General features: G+C 65.7%; 13 protein-coding genes and 1 pseudogene. 8 read left to right on the top strand and 6 right to left on the bottom strand.

Annotation, left to right across the window (positions count from 1 at the left end; all coding sequences use genetic code 11):
- Positions 1 to 10: 10 nt before the first annotated feature.
- Complete coding sequence (locus ABS761_RS14095) at positions 11 to 847, top strand: AraC family transcriptional regulator (RefSeq protein ID WP_350408972.1); 837 nt, start codon at positions 11 to 13, stop codon at positions 845 to 847.
- Positions 848 to 903: 56 nt separating this feature from the next.
- On the opposite strand, the gene ABS761_RS14090 is transcribed toward ABS761_RS14095, so the two are convergent.
- From ABS761_RS14090 to metX, 3 genes are read right to left on the bottom strand one after another with little or no spacing between them, the layout of a single operon-like run.
- Positions 904 to 2,151, bottom strand: coding sequence for a muropeptide transporter (locus tag ABS761_RS14090; RefSeq protein WP_350408971.1), 1,248 nt, complete (start codon positions 2,149 to 2,151; stop codon positions 904 to 906).
- A complete protein-coding gene (gene metW, locus ABS761_RS14085) occupies positions 2,148 to 2,777 on the bottom strand; it encodes a methionine biosynthesis protein MetW (RefSeq protein WP_350408970.1) in 630 nt (209 codons plus the stop codon). The genes ABS761_RS14090 and metW overlap by 4 nt, the downstream gene beginning before the upstream one ends.
- Positions 2,774 to 4,000, bottom strand: a complete 1,227-nt coding sequence (gene metX / locus ABS761_RS14080; RefSeq protein ID WP_350408969.1) for a homoserine O-succinyltransferase MetX — start codon at positions 3,998 to 4,000, stop codon at positions 2,774 to 2,776. The genes metW and metX overlap by 4 nt, the downstream gene beginning before the upstream one ends.
- 215 nt (positions 4,001 to 4,215) lie before the next feature.
- On the opposite strand from metX, the gene ABS761_RS14075 reads away from it, so the two are divergent.
- Positions 4,216 to 4,527, top strand: coding sequence for a helix-turn-helix domain-containing protein (locus ABS761_RS14075; RefSeq protein WP_350409063.1), 312 nt, complete (start codon positions 4,216 to 4,218; stop codon positions 4,525 to 4,527).
- Here the strand turns inward: ABS761_RS14075 and ABS761_RS14070 are convergent.
- Positions 4,415 to 4,921 (bottom strand): hypothetical protein, encoded by a 507-nt coding sequence (locus ABS761_RS14070; RefSeq protein WP_350408968.1) that lies wholly within the window; start codon positions 4,919 to 4,921, stop codon positions 4,415 to 4,417. The two genes, ABS761_RS14075 and ABS761_RS14070, sit on opposite strands and share 113 nt — an antisense overlap.
- 96 nt (positions 4,922 to 5,017) lie before the next feature.
- Here ABS761_RS14070 and gshA point away from each other — a divergent pair, with 96 nt between their 5' ends.
- From gshA to ABS761_RS14040, 6 genes are all read left to right on the top strand, one after another.
- Entirely contained in the window at positions 5,018 to 6,580 is a 1,563-nt protein-coding gene (gshA, locus tag ABS761_RS14065; RefSeq protein ID WP_350408967.1) for a glutamate--cysteine ligase, read from the top strand.
- 305 nt (positions 6,581 to 6,885) lie between these two features.
- Positions 6,886 to 8,481: a TolC family outer membrane protein gene (locus ABS761_RS14060; protein ID WP_350408966.1), complete on the top strand. Its 1,596-nt coding sequence runs from the start codon at positions 6,886 to 6,888 to the stop codon at positions 8,479 to 8,481.
- Positions 8,482 to 8,495: 14 nt separating this feature from the next.
- Positions 8,496 to 8,720 (top strand): hypothetical protein, encoded by a 225-nt coding sequence (locus ABS761_RS14055; RefSeq protein ID WP_350408965.1) that lies wholly within the window; start codon positions 8,496 to 8,498, stop codon positions 8,718 to 8,720.
- Positions 8,698 to 10,887 carry a type I secretion system permease/ATPase gene (locus ABS761_RS14050; protein WP_350408964.1) on the top strand — a complete coding sequence of 730 codons (2,190 nt, stop codon included), beginning with the start codon at positions 8,698 to 8,700 and terminating at the stop codon, positions 10,885 to 10,887. Before ABS761_RS14055 ends, ABS761_RS14050 begins: the two co-directional genes overlap by 23 nt.
- Positions 10,884 to 12,227 carry an HlyD family type I secretion periplasmic adaptor subunit gene (locus ABS761_RS14045; protein WP_350408963.1) on the top strand — a complete coding sequence of 448 codons (1,344 nt, stop codon included), beginning with the start codon at positions 10,884 to 10,886 and terminating at the stop codon, positions 12,225 to 12,227. The genes ABS761_RS14050 and ABS761_RS14045 overlap by 4 nt, the downstream gene beginning before the upstream one ends.
- Positions 12,228 to 12,239: 12 nt before the next feature.
- Positions 12,240 to 12,866, top strand: a complete 627-nt coding sequence (locus ABS761_RS14040; protein WP_350408962.1) for a response regulator transcription factor — start codon at positions 12,240 to 12,242, stop codon at positions 12,864 to 12,866.
- A 60-nt stretch (positions 12,867 to 12,926) separates the two neighbouring features.
- Here ABS761_RS14040 and ABS761_RS14035 read toward each other — a convergent pair whose 3' ends face one another.
- Both ABS761_RS14035 and ABS761_RS14030 read right to left on the bottom strand, forming a co-directional pair.
- A complete protein-coding gene (locus ABS761_RS14035; RefSeq protein ID WP_350409062.1) occupies positions 12,927 to 16,664 on the bottom strand; it encodes an Ig-like domain-containing protein in 3,738 nt (1,245 codons plus the stop codon).
- A 60-nt stretch (positions 16,665 to 16,724) separates the two neighbouring features.
- A pseudogene (locus ABS761_RS14030) lies at positions 16,725 to 16,856 on the bottom strand (hypothetical protein); the annotation flags it as partial.
- Positions 16,857 to 16,918 lie beyond the last annotated feature (62 nt).

The raw sequence follows: 16,918 nt of genomic DNA, 5'->3' as shown, positions 1-16,918 counted from the left end.
GTAAAAGGATATGAAATATTCGCCAACGGACACCAGGGGCCCCCTCCCGGGGTTGCGGCAGTTGCTGCGCAAGCTGCCCCGGCGAGTGTACGGCCACATCCTGAGCCAACCCAACATGATTATCCCGCGCCGCCACAAGCACACGTGGGCGCAGTTGTCCTATGCCATCCAAGGATACCTTGAAGTCTGGACGGCGCATGCCCGTTTCGTGGCCCTGCCCCACCGAGCCATCTGGATTCCACCGGGTATCGAACACAGGGTGCGCACCACTCCCCGGACCGTCATCCGCAGCCTGTATCTGGATGCCCAGGCGCTGCCGCTGCACTGGTCCGACTGCCGCATCCTCGTCATCGACCCCCTGTTGCACGAGCTCATCCGCAGCTTCAGCACCCTCCCCATCGAATACGACGAGGCCGGCGCCCAAGGGCGCCTCGTCCAGGTCATGCTTGATCGGCTGGCACAGGCGCCCGAGGCCGGGCTGATCCTGCCCTGGCCCTCGGACCCTCGCCTGCACTCCATCTGCGAACACCTGCATCGCCATCCCGACGAGGCGCTGTCCCTGACGGATTACAGCCGCCGCCTGGGGGTTTCCGACAAAACCCTGACGCGGCTGTTCATGCGGCAAACCGGCCTGGGATTCCGCATGTGGCGCCAGCGCGCCCGCCTGGTCCACGCCCTGCCGCTGCTCGAGCGCGGCGACCGCATCACCGACGTGGCCCTGGCCTGTGGCTATGACAGCCTGTCGTCCTTCATTGCCGCATTCCGGGAATCGACCGGCCTGACCCCACGCGCCTTCATGACCGACGCCGGACTGCACACCCCGTCCGGATCCTCCGCGCCCGTCTGAAGGCCCGACCCCGTACCGAGCCCAGGGCGTGCCGGCGCTTGCGCCCATCTGCGCCATCAGCCCGCTTCCGGCGCATCCAGAGCGCGGACCTCGCGGCGCAGCGCCCACAACAGCACCAGGCCGGGCAATGCGATCAGCACGGTCAGCACGAAAAACAGCGGCCAGTCATAGCGCTCGACCAGCACCGGCGTCAGCGGGCCGGCCAGATAGGTGCGGCCCACCGCCGACAAGGCCGACAGCAGAGCGAACTGGGTGGCCGAGAACTGCTGCCGGCACAGGCCCATCAGCAGCGCGACGAACGCCGCCGTGCCCAGGCCGCCGCAGAGATTCTCGACGGCCACGACGACAGCCATCGAATACAGGTGCGCCGGCGTGACCGCCAGAACCCAGTACCCGAAATTCGACACCGCCTGCAGGATGCCGAACAGCATCAACGAGCGATACAGGCCCAGGCGCGTCATCAGTCCACCGCCCAGCAGGGCGCCCACGATCGTGGCCGCCAGCCCGAAGACTTTGTTGACCATGCCGACCTCAGTGACATCGAAGCCGGCACCGCGCAGCAAAAAGGTCGTCGACAAAGCACCGGCAAACGCGTCGCCGAGCTTGTACAGGACGATGAGCAGCAAAATCGACAGGGCTTCGGGCCGCAGAAAGAACTCGCGCAGCGGCTCGACCACCGCCAGGCGCAGGGTGCGTGGCGACGCCGCCACCCGCTCGGGCTCGGGCGCGACCAGCGTGGACAGCGAACAGGCCGCCATCACGCCTCCCATGGCGATATACATGCCGCGCCAACCCAGCCACTGATCCGCCAGGATCAGCGCCAGCCCGCCCGAGACGATCATCGCCAACCGGTAGCCCAGGACTTTGAGGGCCGCGCCCGCCGCGCGCTCATCCCTGTGCAGGACGTCCGTGCTGTAAGCATCGAAGGCGATATCCTGGGTCGCCGACAGAAAGGCCACCCAGACCGCCAACAGCGCCAGCAGGCCCAGATGCCCACCCGGCGCGAAAAAACCCATCGCGGCGATCGACAGGGCAAGCAGGATCTGGGTCAGGAACACCCAGCCGCGTCGCCGCCCCAGCCAGGGCGGCGCATAGCGGTCGACCAGGGGGGCCCACAGAAACTTCAGGGTATAGGCCGAACCCACCAGTGTCAGAAAACCGATCTGCTGCAGGGACACCTGCTCGACCGTGGCCCAGGCCTGCAGAGTGCCGCCGGTCAGGGCCAGGGGCAGGCCGCTGGCGAATCCCAAGACCAGCAGCGGCGCGACCCGCCGGCTGGCATAGACGCGCCAGCCCTCGCTCACGCGCCCGTCCGTGGATTGGGCGACTCGAAGCGATACACCGCCAGCGTGCTGCGCCATCCCTGGAGAAAGCGGATCTCGCGCTGGCCATGGAACGTTGCCAGATGCGTGATGCGCAGGCCCAGTTTCGCGGCCAGGCGCTGGAAGTCCTGCAGGGTGCACAGGTGGATGTTCGGCGTGTTGTACCACTCGTAGGGCATCTGGCCGGTCACGGGCATGCGTCCGCACAGGATCGACCAGCCATGTGGCCAATACCCGAAATTGGGAAACGACACGATGCCATAGCGGGCCACCCGGGCCATTTCGTGCAGGATATGCTCGGTATGGTGCATGGACTGCAGAGTCTGCGACAGGACGACCGTGTCGAACTGCCCGTCGCCAAATAGCGCCAGGCCTTCTTCAAGATTTTGCTGGATCACCTGCACGCCGCGGCGCACTGCGGCGATCACGCTGTCGTCATCCAGTTCGACCCCCGCGCCGCGCACCTGCCGGGTGCCCTGCAGATGGGCCAGCAAGGTGCCATCGGCGCACCCCAGGTCGAGCACCCGGCTGCCCGGCTCAATCCAGTCCGCGATGCGCAACAGGTCGGCGCGCGGCGCCGGGCCCGATCCGCGATGGAGCATGCTCATGCCAGTACCCCCGTCGTGCGCTCGCGCGCCGGGAGCCCCAGGCGATCGGCGATGCCGTCGATATAGCCTTGCACGATCGCGTGATAGCGGCGATCCTCGAGTAAAAAGGCGTCGTGGCCATGCGGCGCGTCGATCTCGGCGTAGGTCACCTCGTGGCGATTCTTGAGCAGCGCGCGCACGATCTCGCGGGAATGCTCGGGGGCAAAACGCCAATCCGTCGAGAACGACACCAGCAGAAAGCGCGCCTGCGCCGGCGCCAGCGCTTCTGCCAGGTCGCCGCCGTGATCGCGCGCCGGATCGAAATAATCCAGCGCGCGCGTCAACAGCAGATAGGTGTTCGCATCGAAATAGCGCGAGAACTTCTCGCCCTGATAGCGCAGATAGGACTCGACCTCGAACTCGACATCGTAGTTGTAGTGGAACTGGCCGCCGGGGCCCGGCGCGCGCTGGGCGCGGCCGAACTTCTCGGCCATCACCTCGTCGGACTGATAGGTGATGTGTCCCACCATCCGGGCGACCGACAGGCCGTGCGCCGGCACCACGCCATGCGCGTAATAGTGGCCGCCCCGGAAATCGGGATCAGTGATGATGGCCCGCCGGGCCACCTCGTTGAACGCAATATTCTGGGCGCTCAGGCGGGCCGTGCTGGCGATCACGATACAGTGGCCGACGCGCTCCGGACAGGTGATCGACCAGCTCAGCGCCTGCATCCCCCCGAGCGACCCGCCCATCACGACCGCGAGCTTTTCGATGCCGAAATGATCGGCCACCCGCGCCTGCGCGCGCACCCAGTCCTCGACGGTCAACAGGGGAAAGGAGGCTCCCCAGGGCTCGCCGGTCTCGGGATTGATGCTGACCGGGCCGGTCGAGCCAAAGCACGATCCAATGTTGTTGACACCGATCACAAAGAACCTGTCGGTATCCACGGCCTTGCCCGGGCCCACCATATTGTCCCACCAGCCCACGCTGTCGGGCTGGTCGGCATCCATCCCGGCCACGTGGTGCGACGCGTTCAGGGCATGGCAGATCAGGACCGCGTTGCTGCGTTCGGCGTTCAGCACGCCATACGTCTCGACCGCCAGAGTGTAGGCGGGCAGGATCTGACCGCTGGACAGGGCGAGGGGCTCGCCAAAAGAGAGGTACTCAGGGGATACGTAGCCCACGCTGCCTGCGGGCACCTCGGCGCGCACGGCGGGGGCGGAAGTCACGGGAATAACGGTCATGGGACCTCTTTAGCTGGATTTATGGAGCGCCCGCAAGCGGATCAGGCAAATCGGCGCAAATTCGTGGGACCATTCTAGCACCCGCTGCCGCAGGCCCCACAATTCGGCCTTCGACCTGAACCTGAATCAAGGATGCGGCACCTGTGGGTTTACCCCTTCGAACGAAGCTGATACTTTTGCTAACGTTTTCGGATAAAAAAGAGATTCACAGGAGGATGAGCACCATGAAACCGTTGACTGCCCGCGAACGGGAATGCCTGCTCTGGGCGGCCCAAGGCAAAACCAGTTGGGAGATCGGCCGGATCCTGGGCATCGCCGAGCGCACCGTCAACTTTCACATCTCCAATACCTGCACCAAGCTCGCCGTACGGACGCGGCAGGCCGCGATCACGACGGCCTTGCAGGGTGGGCTGATCAGCGTGCGCCGGACGGCATTCGCAAACCCAGCCAGAAATCCCTCACAGGCGCCCGATCAAAGGCGGCTGGCTCGGCAGTCACCACTGCCTCGAGCAAATCCCGCGTGCTGAAGGTCACCAGCGCCTCGAGCCGGACGGATTGCCCCGGCGCCCCGCCCTCGATGACGAAGCGCTCGCCCGGTGCGGGCGGCGGCTCGGGCGGCGGCACGCCCAGACTGGCGTAAAACGACAAGATGACGCCGCGAGCCAGCGCCTCGGCCGCCTGCGAATCCGCGCGCAAAGCGTCCGGCAAGGGCGCATGGCCCAGAGCGAACAGCACCGAACCGGCCTGCGCCATCGTCATCGTCAGATTCAGGGGATGCCCGTCAAAGTTCACCTCCCGAGTCTCGGACCGGGGTCGCGCCGGCAGGACCCCGGTGATCACGCCATCGGCGACCTGGACCGAGCGCCAATCAAATTCGGGCGAACACCCCGTCAGCGCCAGAGCGCATGCCGCAGCCAACATCCATCGAACCAAGATGCCCCCTCTCCAGAGCAAGCCAACCGTGCATTGTACGACCTCGGTTAAAATGAGCGCCCTCGACATCAACCCGATTCCATCATGACCAACGCCACCGAACGGCGTGCACGCCTGGCCGCACGGCCCGATCTACTGCGGGGCATTTTGCGCGGCATCGAAAAGGAAGGCCTGCGGGTCGATGACAAGGGTCTGCTTGCCAACACGCCGCACCCCAGCGCGCTGGGATCGGCTCTGGCCAATCCCCGCATCACCACCGACTATTCCGAGGCCCTGCTGGAGCTGATCACCGGGACACACACGGACGCACAGTCCCTGATCGACGAGCTGCTGGACACGCACGCCTTCGTGGCGCTGCGCAATCCCGACGAAGCCGTCTGGAACCAATCCATGCCCGCGCACCTGCCGGTCGAGGCCGACATTCCGGTCGGCTGGTACGGCACCTCGAATACAGGAATGCTCAAGCACGTATACCGTGAAGGCTTGTCCTGGCGCTATGGCAAGGTCATGCAGTGCATCGCCGGCGTGCACTATAACCTTTCACTGCCCGAGGCGGCTTGGGAGGTGCTCGGGGCCGAGGGCGACACCCCGACAGAGCAACGCAACTCGGGCTATATGGCCCTGATCCGCAACTTCATGCGCCAAGCCTGGCTGCTGATGTACCTGTTTGGCGCCTCGCCGGCCGTCTCGCGCAGCTTCCTTCAGCGCTCGGGGATCGAGCGCCAGTTCCAGGCCCTCGGCCCCGACACCCGCATCCTGCCCTGGGCCACCAGCCTGCGCATGAGCGACTTGGGCTACAAGAATCCCATCCAGTCCGACCTCGCCCTCTGCTACAACGACCTGGACACCTTCTCGGCGCGGATCCACGCCGCGGTCACCACCCCCTGGCCGGCCTACGAGGCCCTGGGCACGCACCGCGACGGGCGCTGGATCCAGTTGAACACCAACATCCTCCAGATCGAGAACGAGTACTACTCGAGCATCCGGCCCAAGCAGATCACGGGCCGCTGCGAACGCCCCATCACGGCACTGCGCCAACGCGGCATCCAGTACATCGAGGTGCGCTGCATGGACATCGACCCACAAGCGCCTGCAGGCATCGACGTCCAGACCAGCCGGTTCCTCGACGCCTTCCTGCTCCACTGCGCCGTCGAGGACAGCCCGCTGTTCCCGCCCCCTGGTTTCTGCCAGGAAAGCCAAGGCAACTTTGCCCTCGTCGCGCGTGAGGGGCGCCGCCCCGGCCTGGCCCTGGCGCGCGGTGGACGCGAGGCGCCGCTGCGCGACTGGGGGCTTGAAATCCTGGACCACGTGCAGCCCTATGCCGCCTTGCTCGACCAGGCGCTGGGCGGCGACGTCCACGCAACGGCGCTCGAGACGCAACGCGCCAAGCTCCTCGACCCCGAGGCGACCCCTTCGGCCCACCTGCTCGCCCAACTGCGCGACAACGGCGCCGAATTCCACGACTGGACCTTACGCCAAAGCCAGGCTCACTGGGCAGCCCTCAAGGCGCGCGCCCTCGCCCCGGCATCCGTGGCGGACTACGACGAGGCGGCCCGCCGCTCGATCGACGAGCAGGCCGCCCTCGAGGCGAGCGACACCGAGACATTCGAGCAGTACGTGGCGCGCTTTCATGCGGCGCTCAGGTGAGCCAGCGAGCAGACCCGGAGTTTCTGGTACTGTCAGCGACGCGATCCGGAGCTGGCTGTCCCCATGACTCGCCGCCAGGCCGGCCTGTCTTTGGAATGTTTGGAAATACTATGGTAAACATTTGTGAATTCCATGAGTTTCATGGATAATTCCACCTGCATCCGGCAGTGCCGATGAATCCACGCCAGAATGGCTTCCCAAAGCGGCGCACCACGGCGCACCGGCCCAGATGCACGGTCATGCCCCAAGAATACAAGGCCAGAAACCTGTAGCTCCGCCGTGCCATATATGACGACATCGTAGGCATGCAGTTTCGACCAGATGCAAGGCGATCGGCTGACAAACCCCCGATCGCTTGCACCTACCTCCAGACATCCCCCCGCCCGCCACACCGCTGGCGCGCCAGCCTCCTCCTGCCGACCGCGTTGATCGGCGTGGCGGTCTGCGGCTGGGTGGGCGCCGCCCAGTTTCCGCCCGCCTCCGGCACGACGTTGCGCGAAGTCGTCGAAAAATCCATCGTCACCAACCCGGAAATTCTCGCCCAGTTCCAGGCCTTCCAATCCGCGCTCGAAGGCCAGAACATCACCCGCGGCGCGCTGCGGCCCGAGATCCAACTCCAGGGCCAGACCGGCCACGAATGGCGCGGCGACACGCCGGGCGCGCCCCCGTCGGACTGGCACCGCAACGCCTATTCGCTGCAACTGACGCAACTGCTGTATGACGGTTTCACGTCTATCAACAGCGTGCGCAAGCTCGGCCTCGAGAAAGTTTCCAAGTACTACGAGCTGCTGGCCACCACGGATACCCTGGCGGCGGACGCCATCAACGCCTACCTCGACCTCCAGCGCTATCGCCAGATGATCGCGCTGGCCAAGGACAACTACAGGATCCACGAGCACACCCTGAAATTGCTCGCCGAGCGGGAAAGCTCGGGCGTGGGTCGCGGCGTGGATTACGAACAAGCCGTCAGCCGCCTCGCGCTCGCCCAGACCAACCTGATCACCGAATCCAACAACCTGATCTCGGTCGAACAGCGCTACCGGCGCATCGCCGGCGAGGCCCCCCCCGAGCGCCTGGCGCAAGCGCCCGACGTGACTGCGCAGATTCCCGTCCGGCCGACCGACTTCCTGCCCGCGCTGGCGAGCAGTCCCGGCATCCTGTCCAAGCAGGCGCTGTTGCTGGCCGCCGACGCCGCGCGCGACGCCGCCCGCGGCCGCTTCGCGCCCACCATCCAGTTACGCGCCGGCACCGGCGTGGATACCACCCTGCCCGACGACAGCTCACGCAATCTGCACAGCTCCAGCGTCGCGGTCGTGCTTTCGTACAACCTGTACCGCGGCGGGGCCGACGCCGCGCGCCTGCGCCAGAGCGCGGCCGACCGCTATGCGGCGCGCGACGTGCGCGACTACACCTGCCGCAACGCCCAGCAGGAGCTTGCGCTGACCTGGAGCAATATGACACGGCTGCAGGAGCAATTGCCGTTCCTGCGCCAGCGCGAGCAGGCCATGAACAAGGTCAGCATCGCCGCCGAAGAGCAATTCCGGATCGGCCAACGCTCGCTGCTGGACTTGCTCGACACCTCCAATGAGCTCTTCGAGGCCCGCCGCGCACACCTCAACGGCGAATTCGATCTGGTGCAGCAGCAATATCGCTGGCTGGCGCTGGCACACCGCGTCCTCGCGGCGCTGGACATCGCGCCGCCCAATGCCCAAGCCCCGGACGAGGCCGGCGCTCTGGCGCTGAGCCGCGAGACACTCGCCGCCTGCGCCGCGCCGGCACCCGACACCCGCAGCCTGCAGCCCATGGCCATCACCTACCACAAGGGGATGGCACCACCCACGCTGTCGCCGAGCACCGGCACACCCGGCGGCGATCCGCCGGCGGTTCCGACTCACCGCTGAGCCTCGAGGGAATCATGGACGAACATGAACGCGAACACGACCAGCAGTCACTCTCAGCCCTGGACGTGGACTTCATCCGCGTGCTCGAGGATCTGATCGACGCGCTGCTGGCCAACGGCACGCTCCGGCTCACGGACCTGCCCCCCGAGGCGATCCGCAAACTCAGCCAACGCAAACGGGCGCGACAACGCTTGCGCGATGCACTGGACCTGCTCGATGACGATCACACCACCCTCTGAAGCGACATCCGCGGCGGCCGGCTCCGCCTGGCGGCTACCGCCCCACACCACGCACGACGACCCGCTGCTCGGCTGTCTCGTCGATCTGGCGCACCTGCACGGCAACCCGTGCACCGCGCAGGCACTCTCCAGCGGCCTGCCGCTCGTCGGCAACCGGCTCACCCCCGCCCTGCTGCCGCGGGCGGCCGCACGGGCACAATGCTCGGCCCGCGTGGTCCGGCGCCCATTGGAGGCCATCGGACAGGGCCTGCTGCCCGCCATCCTCCTGCTCGCGAACGACCGCGCCTGCCTGCTGCTTGAAGCGCACGACGACCACTACCTGGTCCAGTATCCCGAGACCGGCACGGCCGCCAAGGTATCTGCCGAAGCGCTGCGCGCCGACTACTCGGGCCTCGTCTGTTTCGTCCAGCCGCGCTTCCGCTTCGACGCGCGGGCCCCGAAGACCGGCGAATCGCGCGGCAGCCACTGGTTCTGGTCCGCGATCCTCGAGAACCGCCGCCTCTACCGCGACGCCCTCCTATCCGCGCTGCTGATCAATATCTTCGCGATCGTCATGCCGCTGTTCACCATGAACGTCTACGACCGCGTGGTGCCAAACAACGCCATCGCCACTCTGTGGGTGCTGGTAACCGGCATCACACTGGCGCTGGGTTTCAACTACATCCTGAGCACCGCGCGGGCACACGTGGTCGACACCGCCAGCAAGCGCATCGACATCCGGCTCTCGGCGCAGATCATGGAGCGCATCCTCGACCTGCGCATGGAGAGCCGGCCGATATCCGTCGGCTCTTTTGCCTCCAACGTCCGCTCGTTCGAGACCATCCGCGACTTCATCGCCTCGGCCAGCCTCACCACCCTGGTCGACTTGCCTTTCATCCTGTTGTTTCTCGCCACCCTGGCCTGGATCTCGCCCTGGCTCGTCCTCCCGCCCGCGGTCGCCATCATTCTCGCCCTGGGGGTATCAGCGATCTCGCAGATGCGCATGGCAAAGCTCGTCGTCGAAACCTTCAAGGCCGGCGCGCAGCGCAACGGCGTGCTGGTCGAGACGATCGGCGGCCTGGAAACCGTCAAGGCCCTGAACGCCCAAAGCCACGCCCAGCGCTCATGGGAAGACACGACTCGGTTCCTGGCGCACCTGGGAACGCATATCAAGCTCATTTCCTCGGCCACCGTGGGTTTCGTGCAGATGCTGCAGCAACTGGTCAGCGTTGCGGTGATCATCGTCGGCGTCTACCTGCTGCAGGACGGCCTGCTGTCGCTGGGCGGCATCATCGCCTCGTCCATGCTGGCTGGACGCTGCCTCTCGCCCCTGGGCCAGGTCGCCGGCCTGATGATGCAATACGAAAACGCGCGCGCCTCGCTAGGATCGATCGATGACTACATGAACATGCCGGTCGAGCACCCCATCGACAAAGCCTACGTGGGGCGCCCGGCCCTGCGAGGCGACATCGAATTCCGCAACGTCTCGTTCAGCTATCCCGGGAACACCCAGTCATCGCTGCGCGAAATCAGCTTCAAGATTCTCGAGGGCGAAAAAATCGGCATCGTCGGTCGGATCGGATCCGGCAAGAGCACCCTCGGGAAACTGATCCTCGGCTTGTATACCCCTAGCGAAGGCGCAGTCCTGATCGATGGCATCGACATCCGCCAGATCGACCCGATCGACTTGCGGCGCGCCATCGGCCACGCGCCACAGGACCCGATCCTGTTCTACGGTTCACTGAAACACAACCTGACCCTGGGGGCGCCCTTCGTCGACGACGCCGACATGCTGGCCGCCGCCGCGCTCGCCGGGATCGACGAGTTCGCCGCGCGCCATCCCGACGGCTACGACATGATCATCGGCGAGCGCGGCGACTCGATCTCGGGTGGTCAGCGGCAATCCATCGCGATCGCCCGGGCCTTGATCAACAATCCTCCGATCGTGCTGCTGGACGAGCCCAGCAGCAACATGGACAACCAGAGCGAGGCGGCGCTCAAGGCCCGCCTCGGGGACACCTGCAAAGACAAGACCCTCATCATCGTCACACACCGCACCGCAATGCTCAGCCTGGTCGACCGCCTCATCATCATCGACGAGGGCCGGATCGTCGCCGACGGCCCCAGGGATTATGTGATCGACGCCCTGCGCGAAGGCCGCATCACCCGCGCGACGAGGGCGGCATGAGCGACAAGCATGCCTTCTCGATTCGCGGCGCATCCGGCCGTCCCACCGGCGGCTTCTCGCCGGACGACTATTGGACCGCCGGGCAGCATCAGGCCCGGGGCACGCGCCTGCTGCTCTGGATCGCTTTGCTGGCCATCGGCTCGCTGATCGCCTGGGCCTCGCTGGCCGAGATCGACGAAATGGTGAAGGGGGAAGGCAAGGTGGTCCCCTCTCAGCAGGTCCAGGTCATCCAGAGCCTCGATGGCGGCATCGTCAAGGACATCCTGGTGCGGCCGGGCCAGCACGTCGAACCCGGCCAGGTGCTGCTGCGCATCGACCCGACGCGCTACTCGTCCTCGCTGGGGGAAAACCGGGCGGAAGCCCTGGCGCTGGCGGCCAAGGCGGCGCGCCTCGAGGCTGTGGCCTCTGGGCAGCCCTTTGTCGCGCCGCCGCAGGTCGAGAGCGAGGCCCCGCAGATCATCGAACTCGAAATGCGCATCTGGCGGAACAAGACTCGCGAGCTGGAGGCGACCATCAACATCGCTCGCGAGCAGCTCAACCAGCGCGAACAGGAACTGCGCGAGACCAGGGCCAAACGGGACCAGGCCAAGGCGAGTTGCGATCTGACCGGGCGCGAGCTTCAGGTCACCCGGCCGCTGCTCAAGACCGGCGCCGTCTCACAGGTCGATTTGCTGCGCCTCGAGCGCGACGTCGCCCGCTATTGCGGCGACCAGAAAGCCGCCGAGGCCCAGATCGACCGCCTATCGGCGGCGATCCAAGAGGCCAAGAGCAAGCTCGAGGAGGCCGAACTGAACATTCGCAACCAGGCTCGAAGCGAACTCTCGGATACCCGGGCCAAGCTCTCGGCCTTGCGCGAGGGTCAGCTAGCCCTGCTGGACAAAGTCAAACTGTCGGACATCCGTTCGCCGGTCCGGGGCACGGTCAAATCCCTGGCCTATAACACCGTGGGCGGCGTGGTGCAGCCCGGCAAGGATATCCTCGAAATCGTCCCGACGGACGACACCCTGCTGCTGGAGGTCCGCGTCCATCCCCGCGACATCGGCTTCCTGCGCGACGGTGAAAAGGCCGAGGTCAAGTTCACCGCCTACGACTTTGCCATCTATGGCGGACTGGAAGGGCGCGTCGAGCAGATCGGCGCCGACACGACCGTCGACGAAAAGGGCAACGCCTTTTATATCGTCAAGATCCGCACCGCGCGCAACTACGTGCGCGATCCCGCCAATACCATCATTCCGGGCATGGTGGCCGAGGTCTACATCCTGACGGGCAAGCGCACAGTGATGCAGTATCTGCTCAAACCCATTCTGCGAGCCAAGTCCGACTCGCTCATCGAGCGCTGAAGGCACCCAGGGATGTCGAACACCGCGCACCCCGTCCTGCTGCTGACACACGATGTCAACCTCTGGGATCGTTGGCGCGCCCTCGACCCGACACGCTGGATGCCCGCGCGCGGCGCCACCCTCGACGACCTCGCCCGCTGGCGCGCGGCCAAGCGCTCTTTCGTCATCCTCGACAGCCACCTACCACGGCGGCCCGGCTGGGAGGATCCGGCCTGGGGCGAACTCAGCCGGGACACCAGCATCATCGTGGCCAGCTCGCGACCCGACGACGAGCAGGCCGCCCAGGCCCTGGCCGCCGGATGTTGCGGCTACCTGCACGCCTACAGTCCCCCGGAAGTCCTCGGCCGCGCGCTCGAGAGCATCGCATCCGGCGGGATCTGGATGGGCCGCTCGCTCGTGTCGCGCATGCTCAGGGACATCAGCCGGCGCCTGCCGGCAAACAGCGAATGGACGCAAGGCCTGACCGAGCGCGAAATCGAAGTCGCACGGCAAGCGGCCCACGGCCGCTCGAATCAGGACATCGCCGATGCACTGGGCATCAGCGAGCGCACCGTGCGCGCCCACCTGTCGGCGACGTTCGAAAAACTGAACGTCCAGGACCGCCTGCAACTCGCCCTGCGCGTGCACGGCATACACTGACGCGCACGGCGGGCGAAGACCACCCGCATAGCGTGCGCTTAACGCCCGCCGCGCATTCGCTCACTGATCGACCTTCAGCTTGCCCTCCTGGATCAAACCCTGGATCAACTGCGCCTGATCGGTGACGGAGCCCACGAGATCGACGTTCTCGATCGTGATCTGATGGTTGTAGCCGCTGCCATCGGCCGCCAGGCTGCCCTGCGTCTGGACATTGATGACCGTATCGGCCTGCCCCTGATCGTTTGCGGCGGTCGAGAAGTGCAGGTACTGCGTCAGGTCCCCGTTCTGCTCGCCATCCAGCAAGTCGCGCAGGTCCAGCACATCATGGCCCCGCCCGTTGTCGCCCGTGCCGAAATCCTGAATCACATCGTGCGTGACGCCGCCATCGCCCAAGGACCACTCGAAGACATCATCGCCGGCCGTGCCCATCAGCACGTGCTCGGGCAAAGAGGGTCCCTCGTCGGCGCCCTGCACCGCGCCGGCCACCGGCTGCTCTTCGGCCAGGGCGGCCACGGCCGCCGGGATGTTCGATCCGCCATCCGGATCCAGCAGGGCGCTATCCGTCACCGACGCCATCGAGCCGTTGACCTCGTGCGCAACGGCCTGCACCGTCACGCCCGTAAAGTTCGCCCCTTCAGGCACATCCGCCACCTTCAACACAACATCCGCCGTCTGCCGCGACCCGACGCCGGCATCCTCGTCCCAGCGCAGCACCCAGGTATCGTCCGCCTGCACCAGGCTCAAACCGTCCGGCAAATCGCCGGCGACGGACACCGTGGCCCCGGCGGGAATGCCGCTCAGCACCAGGTCGCCCAGGAACTCGCTGCCGTCCGTATCACTCACCGCGACCTGGATGGCGAGGTCATACGACACCTCGACGGCAGGGGTCGGAGAGACCGTCTCGAACGTCGTGCCATTGGCATCCGCGAGATGCGACAGGGTACCCCCGCCGAAGATCACGCCTTCAAGGCTGTTGCTGACCTGGCCGATCAGCGACCCTGAGCCGTGGGACCCGGCGTACGCCACCCGCACCCCATCAAGAGTGTTCACATGGGTAGCATTGTTGTTATTGGTGCTATGGGTCGCACTGTACGAATACCCGTCTTCCTGCTGAACAAAGATGTAATCCTTGTTGCCGACGGCGTTCTCCTCGCGATTGCCGCCCACCGAATCCAACCTGCGCAATTCCTTCCGGTCGTCCGGCCAATCGCTCTGGCGATAGAACCAGCCGCTCTGGGAATGGACCACATAGATATCGGCGTAACTCGCGTCGCCGCCCTGATTGCCCTGAGTGTAGTACCTGAGCTGGTCACTGGGGTTCGCCGCCTCGGGCGCCGTATCTCCCTCGGTGAGCCATACCCGGACCCCATCGCCGATCTTGACAATCTTCCCGTCCTGGACATCGAACCCGCCCGCGACTCCGCTGCCGCCGTTGACCTGAACAATGTCCGAGCCCGACGCCGCCCCACCACTATCAGAGACCGTCTCCGTGCGCGTCAGAGTGACGTTGACCTCGGGCGCATCGGCTACGGGCGCGATATCCACACGCAAGGTGGCCTCATCGCCCGTGTTCGTGCCGTCCGTCGGCCGGAACACGATTTGCGCATAATCAGCCTGCTGATCGCCCACGCCGCTGCCGCCGTAGACATCGCCGCCCGACTCATCGTCGGCCGGCATGAACCGCAGACGACCCGCCTCGATGTCCGCACGCGAGACCCGATACTGGCCGTCGACCAGTTCGACCTGCGTCCACACCGCCACCGAGCCCGACGTCGCCGTATTGAACTGCAGCACCCCATCGGCTGGCAGTCCCGTGATGAGGACACCCTGTACGCCAGCCGGCGAATCGTCGCTGACGTTGAAGTGATCCCAACCCAGCACCAGCGCCGTGTCCTCCAAACCCTCGACCGAGCCGCCGGTGGCCGTCGGCACCTCGTTGACGGGGCCGCCGTCGATTTCGGCCGTGGCGCTGCCGCTCGCCACTGTCGCGATACCATATTCCGTGGAACCCGCAAATGCCGTCACCGTAAAGGCCTCTGTGCCCTCCGGCACCCGTAGGGTCAGCGACAGGTCCAGCGACGACAAGCCCTCGGAATTGGCCACATACCAGTCCCCGTTGGCCAGCAGCACCGCCCCCTCGAGCGTCACGCCCGCCGGAATTCCGGTCAGAGTCACGCCCGACAAGGTCTCGCTGCCGTCCTGGTCCACCAAGGCCGCATGCACGCTCAGCGCCACCTGCTTGTAGGCCCCATCAGCCTGGTAATCCACGCTGATATTGCCGCTAGAGTAGCCGTCCCCGTAGATCAGCCCCTTCACATTGACCAGTTGCACCGACTCGCCCGTCGCCAGGTCCGTTACCGTCACATCGAGGCGGCCATGGTTCGTGTTCAAGTTACTCAGCGCATACTGGTCATGATCCTTGCTGAGGAACACATAATCGCGGCCGACGTCGCCATTGATCAGGTGCAGCGCCTGCCCGTCGGCCATCAGGCTATCGAAATCCCCCACCAGCGCGATAATATCCGTCTGCTTGTGCGTCACATCATTGGGATTGATATTCTGGTCCGCAAACGGCGGCAGCAGCAGTTGCCCCCCATTCAGGCCCGTCGCCGTGTATACCCCGTCCGCCACCGAGAGCACAACCCCGCCGCCCAAGACATAGCTCGCCTCGGCGCCCTGGACCACACCCGTCGCCCCGACCTCGATGCTGACCACTGGCGCATCGGCAACCGGCGCAATGTCGACCACCAGGGTGGCCTCCGACCCCTCAAGCTCGCCATCCGTGGGGCGATATACGATATGCGCGTAATCCGCCTGATTGTTGCCCACGCCAGCGCCCGCCGAGGAATCCCAGCCCGACTCGTGCGCATCCGGCACAAAGCGCAAGCGCCCGGCCTCAATGTCCGCGCGCGAGACCTCATAGCGTCCATTCGAGAGCTCGATCGTGGTCCATGCCGGCGCCTCGCCAGGCGCCGCCGCGTTGAACTGCAGTGCCCCATCACCCGGCAGACCGGTGATCACAAGACCCTGATCGCTCGCGGGCGAATCGTCGCTCACGTTGAACCGATCCCAGCCCAGCACCAGTACCGTGTCCTCGACCCCCTGGACCACACCGCCGGTCGCCGTCGGAACCTCGTTAGGCGGCTGGACCTCATAGACCTGCGTCGCCGACCCACCGCCCACATTGCCAGCCGCATCCGTGGACACCGCCGTCGCCTGCACACTGCCCACACCGGCCAGTTGCCCACCGGGCACGGACACCGACCAACTGCCGTCCTGCGCAAGAATCGCCGCGTAGACATGCGCACCCACCGTGATCTGCACAGAGGTCTCGGCATTGATCTCGCCACTCAAGCGGCCCGTGACCACGACGGTCGAGGCCGCCTCGCTACGATCGAGATAGTTGTCGCCGCTGATAGGGTCGATCGTGACCGTCAGCTCCGGCGCAGCCGTGTCCACCAAGTAATCGTGGCTGACCGTGGCTGTCGTGCTATTGCCCGCCGCATCCGCAGTCGTGACCGAGACACCCAGCGAGCTAGAGGCCGCAAGGTCAGAGCCCGCGACCGCGATCGCCCACGTGCCGTCAGCGCCCACCGCCCCGGTGTACTCAGCACTGTTGACTGTCAAGGTGATCGCGTCACCTTTATTGAACTCACCGGTCACCGTGCCTGTGACATTCACCGATGTGCCAGACTCGGCCGCATTGATGATGTTGTCAGAGGTTATCGGGTCAACCACAACAGTCAGCTCAGGCGCAGTGGTGTCAACCGCGTAATCGTGGCTGATCGTGGCTGTCATGCTATTGCCTGCAGCATCCGCAGTCGTGACCGACACACTCAGAGAATCAGCAGCAGCCAGATCAGAGCCCGCAACCGCGATCGTCCACGTGCCATCGGCACCTACCGCACCAGTGCGCGAAGTGCTGCCAACCGTCAAAGTGACGACATCGCCTTCATTGAATTCACCAGACACCGCACCGGTGACATTCACCGACGCGCCAGACTCTGCGGCATTAATCACATTGTCAGCAGTGATCGAATCAACCGAGACCG

Source organism: Castellaniella sp. GW247-6E4 (assembly GCF_040276065.1).
Classification (GTDB): Bacteria; Pseudomonadota; Gammaproteobacteria; order Burkholderiales; family Burkholderiaceae_B; genus Castellaniella.
Note: the sequence above shows the minus strand (reverse complement) of the source record. Positions and strands in the feature narration are given on the sequence as shown.

Bases quoted from the DNA above. Each gene is read 5' to 3' on its own strand.
- ABS761_RS14095 (WP_350408972.1), top strand. From the start codon at position 11: ATGAAATATTCGCCAACGGACACCAGGGGCCCCCTCCCGGGGTTGCGG.
- metW (WP_350408970.1), bottom strand. From the start codon at position 2,777: ATGAGCATGCTCCATCGCGGATCGGGCCCGGCGCCGCGCGCCGACCTG.
- metX (WP_350408969.1), bottom strand. From the start codon at position 4,000: ATGACCGTTATTCCCGTGACTTCCGCCCCCGCCGTGCGCGCCGAGGTG.
- ABS761_RS14075 (WP_350409063.1), top strand. From the start codon at position 4,216: ATGAGCACCATGAAACCGTTGACTGCCCGCGAACGGGAATGCCTGCTC.
- ABS761_RS14070 (WP_350408968.1), bottom strand. From the start codon at position 4,921: ATGTTGGCTGCGGCATGCGCTCTGGCGCTGACGGGGTGTTCGCCCGAA.
- gshA (WP_350408967.1), top strand. From the start codon at position 5,018: ATGACCAACGCCACCGAACGGCGTGCACGCCTGGCCGCACGGCCCGAT.
- ABS761_RS14060 (WP_350408966.1), top strand. From the start codon at position 6,886: ATGCAGTTTCGACCAGATGCAAGGCGATCGGCTGACAAACCCCCGATC.
- ABS761_RS14055 (WP_350408965.1), top strand. From the start codon at position 8,496: ATGGACGAACATGAACGCGAACACGACCAGCAGTCACTCTCAGCCCTG.
- ABS761_RS14050 (WP_350408964.1), top strand. From the start codon at position 8,698: ATGACGATCACACCACCCTCTGAAGCGACATCCGCGGCGGCCGGCTCC.
- ABS761_RS14045 (WP_350408963.1), top strand. From the start codon at position 10,884: ATGAGCGACAAGCATGCCTTCTCGATTCGCGGCGCATCCGGCCGTCCC.
- ABS761_RS14040 (WP_350408962.1), top strand. From the start codon at position 12,240: ATGTCGAACACCGCGCACCCCGTCCTGCTGCTGACACACGATGTCAAC.
- ABS761_RS14035 (WP_350409062.1), bottom strand. From the start codon at position 16,664: ATGACAGCCACGATCAGCCACGATTACGCGGTTGACACCACTGCGCCT.